Annotated in this window: 12 protein-coding genes; 6 read left to right on the top strand and 6 right to left on the bottom strand. The window is 67.7% G+C overall.

What is annotated here, in order from left to right; genetic code table 11:
• Positions 1–2 precede the first annotated feature (2 nt).
• Positions 3–1295, bottom strand: coding sequence for an amine dehydrogenase large subunit (locus VN634_07900; protein ID HXC50789.1), 1293 nt, complete (start codon positions 1293–1295; stop codon positions 3–5).
• 282 nt (positions 1296–1577) lie between these two features.
• Between VN634_07900 and VN634_07895 the strand changes: the two genes are divergently transcribed.
• Positions 1578–3194 (top strand): peptide chain release factor 3, encoded by a 1617-nt coding sequence (locus VN634_07895; protein HXC50788.1) that lies wholly within the window; start codon positions 1578–1580, stop codon positions 3192–3194.
• Between the two features lie 4 nt (positions 3195–3198).
• Here VN634_07895 and VN634_07890 read toward each other — a convergent pair whose 3' ends face one another.
• Complete coding sequence (locus VN634_07890) at positions 3199–4317, bottom strand: MltA domain-containing protein (GenBank protein HXC50787.1); 1119 nt, start codon at positions 4315–4317, stop codon at positions 3199–3201.
• A gap of 5 nt (positions 4318–4322) precedes the next feature.
• On the bottom strand, positions 4323–5498 hold the full coding sequence (locus VN634_07885) for an alanine--glyoxylate aminotransferase family protein (GenBank protein HXC50786.1): 1176 nt from the start codon (positions 5496–5498) through the stop codon (positions 4323–4325).
• Positions 5499–5661: 163 nt separating this feature from the next.
• Between VN634_07885 and VN634_07880 the strand changes: the two genes are divergently transcribed.
• The 4 genes from VN634_07880 to VN634_07865 all read left to right on the top strand — a co-directional run bounded on the left by VN634_07880 (position 5662) and on the right by VN634_07865 (position 10421).
• The gene (locus VN634_07880) at positions 5662–7200 is read left to right on the top strand and encodes an FAD-linked oxidase C-terminal domain-containing protein (GenBank protein HXC50785.1); all 1539 of its coding nucleotides are present in this window, start codon (positions 5662–5664) and stop codon (positions 7198–7200) included.
• A gap of 68 nt (positions 7201–7268) precedes the next feature.
• On the top strand, positions 7269–8636 hold the full coding sequence (locus VN634_07875) for an FAD-binding oxidoreductase (GenBank protein ID HXC50784.1): 1368 nt from the start codon (positions 7269–7271) through the stop codon (positions 8634–8636).
• A gap of 7 nt (positions 8637–8643) precedes the next feature.
• Complete coding sequence (locus VN634_07870; protein ID HXC50783.1) at positions 8644–9885, top strand: (Fe-S)-binding protein; 1242 nt, start codon at positions 8644–8646, stop codon at positions 9883–9885.
• A gap of 152 nt (positions 9886–10037) precedes the next feature.
• Positions 10038–10421, top strand: coding sequence for an MAPEG family protein (locus VN634_07865; protein ID HXC50782.1), 384 nt, complete (start codon positions 10038–10040; stop codon positions 10419–10421).
• 69 nt (positions 10422–10490) lie between these two features.
• On the opposite strand, the gene VN634_07860 is transcribed toward VN634_07865, so the two are convergent.
• Genes VN634_07860 through VN634_07850 form a run of 3 tightly spaced genes read right to left on the bottom strand, consistent with a single transcriptional unit; the run spans position 10491 to position 12448 of the window.
• The gene (locus tag VN634_07860) at positions 10491–11006 is read right to left on the bottom strand and encodes a hypothetical protein (protein ID HXC50781.1); all 516 of its coding nucleotides are present in this window, start codon (positions 11004–11006) and stop codon (positions 10491–10493) included.
• A gap of 11 nt (positions 11007–11017) precedes the next feature.
• On the bottom strand, positions 11018–11833 hold the full coding sequence (locus VN634_07855) for an energy transducer TonB (GenBank protein HXC50780.1): 816 nt from the start codon (positions 11831–11833) through the stop codon (positions 11018–11020).
• A 3-nt stretch (positions 11834–11836) separates the two neighbouring features.
• Positions 11837–12448: a hypothetical protein gene (locus VN634_07850; protein HXC50779.1), complete on the bottom strand. Its 612-nt coding sequence runs from the start codon at positions 12446–12448 to the stop codon at positions 11837–11839.
• A gap of 138 nt (positions 12449–12586) precedes the next feature.
• Between VN634_07850 and VN634_07845 the strand changes: the two genes are divergently transcribed.
• Complete coding sequence (locus VN634_07845; protein ID HXC50778.1) at positions 12587–13696, top strand: TIGR00730 family Rossman fold protein; 1110 nt, start codon at positions 12587–12589, stop codon at positions 13694–13696.
• The last annotated feature ends 10 nt before the right edge of the window (positions 13697–13706 follow it).

Genomic DNA, 13706 nt, shown 5'->3' with positions numbered 1-13706 from the left:
GCCTATGGATTGAAGAACAGGCTGAAGCCCACGCCGGGCTCCTGGATTTCACGCTCGACCGCGCCGGTTTCGGCATCGAGCACGGCAATCGTCGGCGGAAAGCCCGACGACGCGATCAGAAGCGGTTTGTCCTCCTGCGTAACGAGGATGCGCTCGGCGCCGACGTTCGGCAGCGTCGCCTCGAGCACGGCCCGCGTCGCGCGCGTGCTCAGCGGCTGCTTGTCGATCGCGCCGAGCTTGGCCTGGTCGGCGATGAACGTGACGAGCGGGCTCGGAACCGCAAAGCGCGCGATGCGCTTTCGTTCCTCGAGATCGTAGACCCAGATTTCGGTGCCGGGATCCTTGTGCGTGCCCGCCGGACCCTGGTGCATCAGCACGTAGAGCCGTCCGCTCGCGGCATGAACCGCAAGGTGCTGCAGGCCGCCGATGCGCCAGTTGCCGCTGCGATCGGCGTCGTCCGTGAGCGACCACGTCGGGCCGAACGCAAGCGTCGGACCCTTGACGTCGATCGTATGGATCACGCCGTCGTACGACGTGAAGATCCATTCGTTGTCGCGGCGCACGCCTTTTTCGGTGATCGGATCCTTGACCGAATCGAAGAACGGCTCGGTGCGCTCGGCCCTGGTGACGCCGCCGCGGTCGTCGAGATCGATCACGAGCGCACTGCCGTTCGCACACAGCATGAAGAAGCGCCGCGGGCCGGCCGAATAGACCAGGCTGCAGCCCGGCGCTTCGACCTCGCCGGCGAAGCGGCGCTCCTTGACGTCGACGATCGACAGCGACGTGGCCGGCGTGATGTTGAAGACCGCCATGAAGCGACCGTCGTCGGTCAGCGCATTCGACGCATTGCCCGGATAGTACTCGCCGCGCTTGGCGGGGATCGGAATCTCCGCCTTCGGCTTCAGCGTGCGCGCATCGTAGACAGTGACGACGTCGGTGCGCTCTCCGCGAATGCCGCGCGACCAGTACGTCTCGGCAAGATAGATCTCGTCGTGCGCGGGCGGGAACAGCGGGAATACGACGAAGCCTGTTCCGGCCGATCCGGAGCTGATCGTGCCGAGCAGGCGCCCTTCGGCCGCGTCGTACAGCGCCGTGCGATGCAGCAGGATGTCGCTCGCCCAGAACCATGACGGTCCGGGCTTGGCGGGAAGCTCGAAGACGTTGCCGACTTTCTCGGGTGCGATGTCGGCCGCCTGCACGCCTGCGGGCACCAGAATCGCACCTGCGAGCGCAACGACGGCAGCGGCAATGCTCGTCCCGGCAATGATCGCGTTCAGCCTGTTCGTTCTGTTCATTGCGATTCTTCTCGCCGGGCGCTTCTCGCGAGCGTCGAGCGGTCCGGCCGGCTCGCGCTTTCGCCGGCAGCCGGGGCCGCCATGAAACCGGAGGAGTAGTGCGCGACCGGACGCGGCTTATAACACGCACGGCCGGCCCGAGGCGAGGCGCGGCTTGCGGCGCCTCGCGTTGACTCTCCGTTGTGCCGGAGGCTTTCTTGCGCGTTCACCGCTCGCAAAAGGCCCGCAACCGGACCTTGGGCGCGCGCCCTCAAGGCTTCGGGAGCAACGCAGGAGCAACGATTGAGCACGACCGAGGCAACCCGACAGGGCGTCGCCGGCGCGGAGATCCGCAGCCGCCGCACGTTCGCGATCATCGCGCATCCCGATGCGGGAAAGACCACGCTGACCGAACACCTGCTGCTGATGGGCGGCGCGATCCGCCTCGCCGGCCAGGTGCGCTCGCGCGGCGAGAACCGCCGCGCGCGCTCCGACTGGATGAAGATCGAGCAGGACCGCGGAATCTCGGTGTCGTCGGCGGTCATGACCTTCGAGTTCGAAGGCACCACCTGCAACCTGCTCGACACCCCGGGCCACGAAGACTTCAGCGAAGACACGTACCGGACGCTGACAGCGGCCGACAGCGCGATCATGGTGCTCGACGCCGCCAAGGGCATCGAGCCGCAGACCCTCAAGCTGTTCGAGGTCTGCCGGATGCGCAACATCCCGATCATCACGTTCATCAACAAGATCGACCGCGAGAGCCTGTCGCCGTTCGAGCTGCTCGATCAGATCGCGTCGCAGCTGGCGCTCGACGTGACCCCGATGATGTGGCCGGCCGGAACGGGCGGGCTCTTGCGCGGCGTGCTCGATGCCGAGAAGAACAGTTTCCTGCCGTTCGACCGCACCGGAGCCGTGCTCGATCCGATCGCACTCGACGACGGCTCGATCGCAAAGCACCTCGAGCCCGAAGAGCTCGCGATCTTTCGCGACGAGCTCGAGCTGGCGCGCGCCGGATATCCCGAGTTCGACGAGCAGCAGTATCGCGAAGGGCACCTTACGCCGGTGTACTTCGGCAGCGCGCTGCGCGCGCTCGGCGTGCGCGAGCTGCTGGAGTCTATCGTTCGCTTCGCGCCCGCTCCGCGACCGCAGGCCACGTCGACGCGAACGGTCGAGCCGACCGAGCCCAAGGTAAGCGGCTTCGTGTTCAAGGTTCAGGCCAACATGGACGCCAACCACCGCGACCGCGTGTCGTTCATGCGGATCTGCTCGGGCCGCTTCGTGCGCGGCATGCGGCTTCGCCTTTCGACCAGCGGCAAGACCATCGGCGTCCACAATCCGATTCTTTTTTTCGCGCAGAACCGCGAGCTCGTCGACGAAGCCTGGGCCGGCGACATCATCGGCATCCCGAACCACGGTACGATCCGTGTCGGCGATACGCTGACCGAAGGCGAAGAGCTGCGGTTTACCGGCATTCCGAACTTCGCGCCCGAGATCCTGCAGCGCGTGCGGCTCGACGATCCGATGAAGTCGAAACAGCTGCGCCGCGCGCTCGAGAGCTTCGCCGAAGAAGGCGTCACGCAGGTGTTCAAGCCGAAGCTCGGCGCCAACTGGATCGTCGGCGTCGTCGGCCGCCTGCAGCTCGAAGTGCTCGCGTCACGGATCGAGAGCGAATACGGGATCAAGGTCGGGTTCGAAGCGGCTCCGTACGAGACCGCGCGCTGGGTCGGCGCGGCCGATCCCGCCGAGCTCAAGCGCTTCGAAGAGGCCAACCACTCGGCGATGGCCGACGACCGCGACGGCGCTCCGGTCTATCTCGCGCGCAACAGCTGGGAGCTTCGCTACGCGCAGAAGCAGTGGCCGAACGTCACATTCGCCGCGACCCGCGAGCGGGTTTCGGCCGAGCACGCGGACGCCTGATCCGTTACTCCTGCCGGCCGTCTTCCCGGCAGACGAGCATGTACAGCTCGCCGCTGTCGTTTCTTTTTCCGGCAGCGGTCCCTGCCTGCTCCCCGGATCCTTCAAAGAGATCGACGCGCGCCGGCCCGCTGATCGCCGCGCCCGCATCCTGCGCGAACACGAATCTCGCGACCGGAGTTGACCCCGGAGCCGTCGCCGTGGTCACCAGCCACGCGAGAATTCCGCGCGGCACGTACCGGTCGTCGCTCGCAATCGAGCGTCCGCCGACGAGCGACACGCCGAGCGAACCGACCGGACCTTCCTGGCCGGTCTCGCGGAAAAATACGTAGCGGGGATTCTCGAAAAGGATCGCGTCGCGGCGATCGGGATGGGCACGCAGCCACTCGCGGATCTCGTCCGCACTGGCATGACCCCGCGCGAGCATGCCCTTTTTCAGCATGACGGAGCCTATGCTGCGGTAGGCGGCATCGTTGGTCGCCGCGAAGCCGATGCGCTCGCTCGTGCCGTCGTCGAACACGAGCCGGCCCGAGCCCTGCACGTGCAGCAGGAAGCGCTCGACCGGATCGTCGAGCCACGCGATCTCGAGTCCGAGACCTGCGAGCGCGCCGCCACGGTCGATGTCTTCGCGCAGCGGCGCGTGTCCGAGCCGCTGCGTGACGGCCGCGAGATCGGGCGCCGGCGGCTCGCGGTAGATCGGATACAGGAAGCGGGCATCGCGCGCGCGGCGCGCGGCAAGCACCGGCTCGTAGTAGCCGGTGATCTTCGCGGCCGAGCGGAAACGATATGCCGTGCATTCCTGAGCAAGCCGGGCGGTCAGGTCGCGCGGATCCCTGGCGGAGCGTGCGACCTTCGCGACGATCCTTGCACTGGCCGCAAGATCCGAAGTCGTAACGCGCGTGTGCCCGAGAACGAACGGGCCGGTTTCCATCTGCGCATCGAGCGCATTCGCCGTGCGCTCGGCGGCAACGGCAAGCGACTGCGGGTCGAGGTCGTCGGTGTTCTGCGCGAACACACCGGTCGCCGCCGCGGCCGTCCGTAGCGAAACCACCGGGCATTCGGAAGCCGCGAAGGCTGCGATCCCGGCAACGATCGCGAGCGGTCGCAGCAGCGCGGCCGTCCGCATCGGGTTCAGCCGCGCTCCGCGTAGACGCGGTCGGCCGCTTCGATCGCATCTCCGGCCGGCGGGCGCCGGCCTTCGCGTCGCAGCTCGGATTCGATCGCGAGCAGCACGCGCCGCACGTTGGCCGGCCGGCTCGATTCGCCCATCAGCCCGATGCGCCAGACCTTGCCGGCCATCGGTCCGAGGCCGGCCCCGATCTCGATGCCGTGATCGAGGAGAAGCCGGCGGCGCATCGCGGCTTCGTCGACACCGTCCGGCACGTGAACGCAGTTGAGCATCCACAGCAGGTGGCCTTCCTGGGCTGCCGCGTGGATGCCGAGCGCGCCGAGGCCGGCGAGCAGCGCGTGATGATTGCGCTCGTGCCGCAGATAGCGATCGTCGAGCCCTTCCTCGAGGACCAGGGTCAGCGCTTCGGCGAGCGCGTAGATCATCGAGACCGGCGCGGTGTGATGGTAGAGGCGCTGACTGCCGAAATAGGCGCCGATCAGGCTGAGGTCGAGATACCAGCTTCGCGGTTTCGTCTTGCGCGCCGCGACGGCGGCCATCGCGCGCTCGCTCATCGTCACGGGAGACAGCCCTGGCGGGCAGCTCAGGCACTTCTGGGTCCCGCTGTAGGCCGCATCGATCGCAAGCTCGTCGATGCCGACGGGGCACCCGGCAAGCGACGTCACGCAGTCGACGAGCAGCAGCGCATCGGCTTCGTGCGCGAGGCGGCTGATCTCGCGCAAAGGCTGCCACGCGCCGGTCGAAGTCTCCGCGTGCACGACCGCGACGATCTTCGGCCGTTTGCAGCGGCCGATCGCCGCCTCGACGTCGGCCGGATCGGCCACGCGGCCCCATTCGACCTCGACGCGCTCGACGCGAGCCCCGAGCCGCGTCGCGACGTCGCACATGCGCGTGCCGAATACTCCGGAGACGACGATGACGACCTCGTCGCCGTCCTCGACGAGGTTCGCAAAGCACGTCTCCATGCCGGCCGAGCCGGTACCGGAGATCGGCAGCGTGACCGCGTTGGCGGTTCCGAAGACCGTACGGAGGTCGCCCTGCACGCGCTCGAGAAGCTCGAGGAAATACGGATCGAGATGACCGACGAGCGGCCGCGCCATCGCCGCGTAGACGCGGGCATTGACCATGGAAGGGCCTGGGCCGAGCAGCAGGCGCGACGGCGGCTGGACGTTGTTCATGGTGGCCCGATAGCGCGGGGGCCGCCGTGAGGCCAATCGGGCACACGCGTGCGCGGCGCATTCCATCCTCGGACCGGGGACCGGTATAAGAGACGCTGGAGCGCGGACCGGATTGCAGAGCACGACGGAAACGGAATCTTCAGCCGGCACGGACGGTCTGGACATGGACGCGGGCCATCCGGACACCGCGCGGCCCGCGATCGCGCCGGAACCCGCAGCTCCGCGAGCCGCCGGCGAAAGCGCCGCGCGGGACTTCGGCGCGGGCGCGGGCGTCGTAAAAATGGACGCTTCGCTCGCCTCGGCGCTTCGCGACATCGTCGGCGATCGCGGCATCGTCGAAAAGCGGACGTCCCTCAAGGTCTACGAGTGCGACGGGTACACGCTGGAGAAGACCGCCCCGCGGCTCGTGCTGCTGCCGGAGACGACGCGGGAAGCGTCGCGCGTGGTTTCTCTTCTGGCAAAGGCGGGCGCGTCGTTCGTGCCGCGCGGTGCGGGAACCGGCGTATCGGGCGGGTGTCTGCCGATCGACTCGTCGGTCATGATCGGGACGTCGCGCATGAAGCGCATTCGCTCGATCGACCTGGAAAACCGCGTGGCCGAGGTCGAGGCCGGCGTGGTCAATCTCGAGGTCAGCCGCGTCGTGGAACCGCACGGCCTCTATTACGCGCCCGATCCGTCGAGCCAGTCGGCGTGCACGATCGGCGGCAACGTCGCCGAGAATTCGGGCGGGCCGCACACGCTCAAGTACGGCGTCACCGTCAATCACGTGCTCGCGCTCGAAGTCGTGCTTCCCGATGGCCAGGTGGTCTGGCTCGACCGCACGTGCGATGCGCCGGGCTACGACCTCGTCGGTCTGATGACCGGCTCGGAGGGAACTCTGGGCATCGTCACCGCCGCAAAGGTGCGGCTGCTCGCGAAACCCGAGGCGGTCTCGACGATGCTCGCGGTCTTTCCCGGCGTCGGGGAAGCCAGCCGCGCGGTTTCGGCAATCATTGCGGCGGGCATCATTCCGGCCGCGCTCGAAATGATGGACGCGCTCGTCATCGAGGCGGTCGAGGCGGCCTACCACTTCGGCTTCCCGTCCGATGCCGGCGCCGTGCTGCTGATCGAGCTCGACGGGCTCGCGGACAGCCTCGAGCCGATCGCCGAGCGCGTCGAAGCCTGCTGCATGACCGAGAGCGCGACAGAAGTGCGGCGTGCGGCCACCGAGGCCGAGCGCGCGCTGCTGTGGAAATCGCGCAAGCGTGCCTTCGGCGCGATGGGCAGGCTGACGCCGAACTACTGCACGCAGGACGGCGTCGTTCCGCGCAGCCGCCTGCCCGAGATCGCCGCGACGATCGCGAAGGTCTCCGAACGCTACGGACTTCGCATCGCGACGCTGATGCACGCGGGCGATGGAAACATTCATCCGCTGGTTCTGTACGACGAGACCGTGCCGGGCGAAGTCGAGCGCGTGCTGGCCGCGGGCGACGAGATCCTGACGGCGTGTCTCGAGCTCGGGGGCTCGATTACCGGCGAGCACGGCATCGGCGTCGAGAAGCTCGCGATGATGCCGGCGGCATTCACCGCCGATACGCTCGCCGCGATGTCCGACCTGCGCGACGCGTTCAATCCGCACGGGCTGTGCAATCCGGGCAAGATCGTTCCGTCGTCGAGGTCATGCGTCGAAGTCACCAGGCCGCGACCGCGAGGCGGAGGATGAGCGCAGCGAAGTTCGAAGGGATGAGCGCAGCGAAGGCGGAAGGGACGAGCGCAGCGAAGTTGGAAGGGATGAGCGCAGCGAAGGCCAACGGAACGAGCGCGGCGGAAACCAGCGCCGCGCGGCCGCGCCTCGATCTGGCCGCGTTTCCGTCGCTCGGTCCCGGCCAGCTGCGGCCCGGTCGCGACGTCGACGAGATCGACGGCATGCTGCCTCAGGCCGTGATCACCGCCCGCGAGCCGGCACACGTGATCGCCACGATCGAAGAAGCGCGCGCCAAGCGGCTCGGCGTCGTCACCAGCGGCGGAGCGACGATGCTGCACATCGGAGCGCCGCCGCGGGCCTACGACGTGCGGCTTTCGATGACGGCGATCGGCCGCATCCTCGAGCAGAATCCCGAGGACATGACGGTCATCTGCGAGGCTGGTGTTTCGCTGTCGCGCCTCCAGCGCAGCCTTGCCAAAGTCGGCCAGCGCGTCGCCATCGACGCCGCGATCGAAGACCGCGCATCGATCGGCGGAATTCTCGCGACCAACGCAACCGGCGGACTGCGCCACGGCTTCGGCCTTCCGCGCGATCTCGTGCTCGGCATGACGGCGATCGACGGCTGCGGTCGTACGCTCGTCTGCGGCGGGCGCGTCGTCAAGAACGTCGCCGGTTACGATCTGGTGCGGTTGCTCACCGGTTCGTGGGGCGGGCTGGCGATCATCACGCAGGCAACGCTGCGTACGCATCCGCTTCCCGAGGCCGGTGCAACGCTCGTCTTCGAATTCGTCTCGCCGGCCGAGCTCGACGCGGCACGTGGCCGCCTGCTCGGCCAGTCGCTGCCGCTCGCGGCCGTCGATTTTGCGGTCGACATGAGCGAAGCGACGATGCTGTGGATTCTTGCCGTGCGCGTCGAAGGCACGGAGCAGGAAGTTGCCGTACAAGGCGACCGCGTGTGCGCCGCGGTCGGCCGCCAGCCGTCGGATGCGGTCGAGGACTGGACGAGTCCTGCGCATATCGATGCGCCGGGCGGGGCCACGCTGCGCATCGCCACGCCGCCGGCGAGCATCGTCGGGACGGTGCGATCCGTGCTCGGCAAACTCAAGGAAACGGCGTCGCGGCTCGGACGCACTCCGCTGCTGGTCGCGGGGCACCTCGGTGCCGGAATCGCGCGCTTTCATCTCGCCTCGTCGAGCGAGGACGCGGGCGGATCGGCGGCGAGACCCGCGTTCGGCAATCCTGTCGACGTTGCCGCGCTTCAGTCGCTGCTTGCGGCGACCGAGCCCGACGGCGTCATTGCGACGCGCGTGATCGAGCGTGCGCCGGTTTCGATCAAGCAGGGGCACCAGGTGTGGGGCGCTCCGCCGGCATCGCTTCCGCTCATGCGCGCGGTCAAGCGCAGGCTCGATCCGGCCGACGCACTGTCGCCGGGCCGCTTCGTCGGAGGCTTGTGAGATTTCGATGAGCGGGCCCGGACTTCCATGCATCCACTGCGGCCTGTGTCTCGACACATGCCCGACCTACCGCGTGCTCGGCACCGAGGCCGACTCACCGCGCGGCCGCATCTACATCATGGAAGGAATCGACAGCGGCGAGATCGAGCTCGACACCGAAGCGGCGCTTCACCTGTCGCAGTGCCTCGGCTGCCTCGCGTGCGAATCCGCGTGTCCTTCGGGAGTTTCCTTCGGTCGCCGCATCGAAGAGTTCCGTCCGCGGCTCGCCGAGCGTCACGACGCCGGAGAAATGTGGAGGAGCGTCGCACGCAAGGTGTACACCAGCGATGCGATGGTCGGAGCAGGCCTTCACGTCGCAAACCTGCTCGACCGCGCCGGCTTCGGGCCGATGCGGCGCAAGCTTCCGGGCCTCGGCCTGTTGCCCGCCGCGGGACCCGCGGCTGCCGGTTCGGCCGCTGGCTCGGCGGTTTCGCCGCTCCGCCGCAGCCAGATGCATCAGCCGCTGCGCGCGCGGGCGCGAGCCGCCGTCCTCACCGGATGCGTCGGCGACCGGCTGATGCCGGGGATCAATCGCGACACCGTCGAAGTTCTCCAGCGCAACCAGATCGAAGTCGTCGAAGTGCCGGCGCAGGGCTGCTGCGGCGCGCTGGCGCTGCATTCCGGCCACCCCGACGAAGCTCGCGCGCTGGCGTCGCGCAATGCCACCGCGTTTGCCGGAGCGGATGTGGATTTCGTCGTGACGACCGCGGCCGGATGCGGCGCCATGCTTCGCGACTATGAACACGTGCTCGCCGGCGGCGACGAAGAGCATCGCGGCCGCGAGCTGGCTGCGCGCGCGCGCGACATCAGCGAGCTGCTGGTCGAGATCGGCTTCGAGCGTCCGAAGAAACCGCTCGAGCTCAAGGGTAACGTCGCGTACCACGACGCGTGCCACCTCCTTCATGCACGCGGCATTGCGGCGGCGCCGCGCGCGATCTGCGAGGCGGCCATCGGACGCGATCCCGTCGACCTCGGCGAGAATGCGATCTGCTGCGGCAGCGCCGGCAGCTACAACGTCGATCATCCGGCGCTTTCGGCCGAGCTCGGAAAGCGCAAGGCGGAGCTGGTCCTCGAACGAAAGGCGACGGTCGTGGCGGTCGGCAACGTGGGATGCATGCTGCAGATCTCGAAGGCCGTCGCCGAAGCCGGGCTTCCGACGATCGTGCGCCATCCGGTCGAGCTGCTCGCGGAAGCCTATCGGCAGGGATGATCCCGCGGCGGTGTCAGAGATGCTGCGCCGCGACGTCGGCCGGAGCATCGGCAAACGGTCCGACAAACCCGTAGCGGAAGATGGCGGCGGCGCCGTCCCTGGCGGATGATGCGACATCGACCGTTCCGGCAAACGGAGTCGTGGAGGAACAAATGGGATTTGCGCTCACCTGCATCGGCCTGCTCGGCCTTCTCGTCTTTGGGCTCGGACTCGGCGTATCGCGCATGCGCGGCCAGACCGGCAAGTTCATCGGCTGCAACGAGGATCCGGCCGATCCGCTCTACAAATGGGTCCGTGCGCACGCCAATGCGTGCGAATTCGCTCCGATGTTCGCAATTCTCATTTATGCGCTCGCGAACAGCGGCTACGGCGGCTGGCATGGACTTCTGTACGCCGCCGCAGTGTTCGTACGCTACTCGCATGCCGCCGGAATGATTCTGTCGCCGACGCTCGACAGGGGTCACCCGCTCCGGCTCGTCGGCGCCGTCGGGACCTACATCGTCGGTATCATCCTGTCGCTGGCGGCGATTTTCTGATCGGATCGCTCTCGCGTTCCTTCTGAGAGCATCGCTCTCGCGATTCTTGTGACGGAATCGCGCGGGCGATCAGCGTTTGAAATCGCGGTTCATGACCGTGCGGCGGCCGTCCAGTCGGGCGTTTTCGATCGCGCGGTCGGCGTGCTCGCGCACGATGTCGGACAGCTCGTCGAGCACCGACTCCGACGTGTTCATGCCGGAGCGGGCACGGATGTAGGCTTTGAGCTTGGATACGACGATCAGGATGTCGTCCGCCGGCGGAGCAGCGGGCGCCGCGCTCGAGGAGCCGCCGACCACGATGCGCCTCGGCGCAGGCGCCTGCGCACCGCTCGGCGAACTGCCTTCCGCCGCCTGATCGCGTTCCCAGTCCGCCCGCGACGGCGACTTCTTCTGCTCCGCCCACGCGTCGCGGTGACGCATCACCGGCACGTGCTGCTCCCAGCATGTGACGCTGCAGAAGACCGGATGGTTGCGGCCCGTCGTGCACGTCGACACGCTGCACTCGAAGAAGTCGGCGCCGAAGCCGAGCTCGCGTTTGCAGACTCCACAACGTTTCCAGGACAGCGACGGCTTCATCTCGCTCATCGGCAGCTCCTTCAGTGCAGGCGGTATTCGACCGGCGCGACAAACTCGAAGCTCGCGCCGGAATATTCGCCGGGTACGGCGGGAAACGGGCTCGAGCGGCGAACCATCTCGAGCGCGGCATCATCGAGCATCGGCTGCCCGGTGCTGCGCACGAGCGAGCGGTCGATCAAGCGGCCGTCGCGCCCGATACGAACGCGGATCAATCCGGAACCCTCGATCCCGCGGCGCTGCGCAAGCAGCGGATATTCCTTGTGGCGGTCGATCCACGCGAACAGCAGCTCTTCGTAGCGGATGCGCGCAGCCGGCGCCCACGACGGTGCGCTCGCCGCATCGCTCGTCCCGCTGCTCGTTGCTGTTCCCGTTCCGCCGCGGGCGATTGCCCCGGTATCGGTATCGGGCGGAGTTGCTGCGGCGTCCGGATGATCGGTGGCGTGCGGCTTTGCCGTCGTTGCGATTCTCTTCGCGGGTTTCGGCAGCGGCCTGGGCACACTCTCGGGATGCGGCGGAGCCACGTCCTCGGGTTCGCGCGGCAGCGACATCACCGGATTTGCCGCAGTCGCCGGCGGCTCGGCTCTGGGCCCGGCCGCAGCACTTGCGACATGAAGCTCGTCCGAATGTGCGCCCGGGCCTTCGGTGCGACTGGCGGCCGGAAATAGCGTGACGACGATCGGTGCCGGCTGCAGCTCGAGCCAGGTCGTCTCGCGTGCAGCAAGCAGCGCGACGGCGGCCGCATGCAGGGCAAGTGCGGCAGCGACGGACGCGGACATGCGGGCAAGGCTGGGTTCCTCCCCGGTGGCATACGCGTCGTGCCACTGCGCCGCTGTCATTCGCTACTCCGCATCGTCGCTGACGGCGACTTCGGCCGCGCCGAAGAGCATCAGCAGATAGCCGAGAAGCTCGGACGATTCCTCGACGAGCTCCTTGATCGGCCGGTACGTGTCGGCGCTGAGCACCGCCATCCACAACGCCTTCTGTCCGAGGATCTGCGCGTAGACGACCACGATGAGAAATCCTGCCAGAAGAAGGGAAAACCCCGACGTCTGGGAGAACACCGCCAGCTGGTCGAGCAGGCGTCCGCGGGCGCGCCCGATGATCGACAGCGCCCAGACGAGCGGAAGCGCCGCCATGTACTTGTAGGCATCGCGCGATCCGAGCTCGAGCGTGAGATTGTCGAGCTCGCGTGCGCACGCGATCAGCGAGAGCGCCGACAGCAGCCGCAAGAGCTCGCGCGAAGAGGCTCGCTCTCGCGAAAGCATGAAGAACAGCACCGCTGTGAACAGCGCCGCGAGCAACTGTGTGATCTCGACCGGTCCGTCGTCGCGCATCAGCCAGTGCAGGTCGTGCGAGCGTACGGCCACGACCATCCACTCGAACGTCCCGGCAATCAGCGCCGCGTAGACGAGAAACCGCAGGAACAGGGAAATTGCCGCTGAGCGCTCCATCGTCGATCTTCAGGTGTCGCGGCGCAGGTCTCGCATCGCGCGGCCGATGCTAACGGCTGCGATGCCCGGATGCACCCGCAGCGCCCGCAGTGCCCGCGACTGGAGTCCGCCGCAAGGGCGGCCAACAATGCGGCTTCCATGAGCGCAAACGAAGAACCGGATCCGCTGCACCTCGAGCTGATCGAGCGTCTGGCCGCAGCGCATCTCGGTCACACCGACCCGCGGGCGCGCCGCCTGCTCAATGCCCTGATCGAGGATGCGATCGGCCTGGTCGCCGACGGCAACGGCGTCGTCGATCTCAAGCTCGTCTCGGCGGCATTCTCGGAAATCCGCAAGGCGCTCGACGTTTTCCGCCCGTGGACGAGCGGACCGCGGAAGGTCACTGCGTTCGGGTCCGCGCGCACGCGGCCCGAAGAGCCGGTCTACCAGATGGCGATGGATTTCGGGCGCCGGATTTCGCAGGCGGGTTTCATGGTCATCACCGGCGGCGGACCCGGTATCATGGGCGCGGTCGTCGACGGCGCGGGGGTCGACAGGAGCTTCGGCGTCGGAATCCGGCTTCCGTTCGAACAGCAGCCGCACGCCTCGCTGATCGGCGATGCGAAGCTGATCGAGTTCAAGTACTTTTTCACCCGCAAGCTGTTCTTCCTGAAGGAGGCCTCCGGCGTCGCGCTTTTTCCCGGCGGATTCGGTACCCACGACGAAGGCTTCGAGACGCTCACGCTCGTGCAGACCGGCAAGGCGCGGATGGTTCCGATCGTCTGCGTCGACGTTCCGGGCGGCACGTACTGGCAGCAGTGGGATGAGCTCGTGCGCGGCGAGCTGCTCGCGCGCGGTCTGATCAGCGAGGACGATCTCGCACTGTACCGCATCACGGACGACGTCGAGTCGGCGGTCGAAGAGATCACCGGGTTCTATCGCGTGTTTCACTCGATGAGGACGATCCGCAGGATCACCGTGCTGCGGCTGAACCATGCGATCGACGACAGCGTGATCGAAACACTGTCGTTCGAGTTCGCCGACATCCTCGGCGGGCGGCCGATCCGGCGCATTCCGGCGATGCGCGAGGAAAGCGACGAGCCCGAGGTCGCGTCGCTTCCCCGGCTCGGCCTCGACTTCAACCTGCTGCGGTTTGGCCGCCTGCGCATGCTGATCAACCGCCTGAACGAGCTCGGCGGGCGCGGCGACGCCGGCATGCCCGCATCGGGCGGAGCGAAGGCGCGTACGGTGGAAGAGGAAGAGAGCTGAGCCGCAAAGC

It is taken from the genome of Candidatus Limnocylindrales bacterium (assembly GCA_035571835.1).
Taxonomy (GTDB): domain Bacteria; phylum Desulfobacterota; class Binatia; order UBA1149; family CAITLU01; genus DATNBU01.
This window is presented reverse-complemented; position numbering and strand designations above follow the sequence as displayed.

Bases quoted from the DNA above. Each gene is read 5' to 3' on its own strand.
- VN634_07900 (HXC50789.1), bottom strand. From the start codon at position 1,295: ATGAACAGAACGAACAGGCTGAACGCGATCATTGCCGGGACGAGCATT.
- VN634_07890 (HXC50787.1), bottom strand. From the start codon at position 4,317: ATGCGGACGGCCGCGCTGCTGCGACCGCTCGCGATCGTTGCCGGGATC.
- VN634_07885 (HXC50786.1), bottom strand. From the start codon at position 5,498: ATGAACAACGTCCAGCCGCCGTCGCGCCTGCTGCTCGGCCCAGGCCCT.
- VN634_07880 (HXC50785.1), top strand. From the start codon at position 5,662: ATGGACGCGGGCCATCCGGACACCGCGCGGCCCGCGATCGCGCCGGAA.
- VN634_07875 (HXC50784.1), top strand. From the start codon at position 7,269: ATGAGCGCAGCGAAGGCCAACGGAACGAGCGCGGCGGAAACCAGCGCC.
- VN634_07870 (HXC50783.1), top strand. From the start codon at position 8,644: ATGAGCGGGCCCGGACTTCCATGCATCCACTGCGGCCTGTGTCTCGAC.
- VN634_07865 (HXC50782.1), top strand. From the start codon at position 10,038: ATGGGATTTGCGCTCACCTGCATCGGCCTGCTCGGCCTTCTCGTCTTT.
- VN634_07860 (HXC50781.1), bottom strand. From the start codon at position 11,006: ATGAGCGAGATGAAGCCGTCGCTGTCCTGGAAACGTTGTGGAGTCTGC.
- VN634_07855 (HXC50780.1), bottom strand. From the start codon at position 11,833: ATGACAGCGGCGCAGTGGCACGACGCGTATGCCACCGGGGAGGAACCC.
- VN634_07850 (HXC50779.1), bottom strand. From the start codon at position 12,448: ATGGAGCGCTCAGCGGCAATTTCCCTGTTCCTGCGGTTTCTCGTCTAC.
- VN634_07845 (HXC50778.1), top strand. From the start codon at position 12,587: ATGAGCGCAAACGAAGAACCGGATCCGCTGCACCTCGAGCTGATCGAG.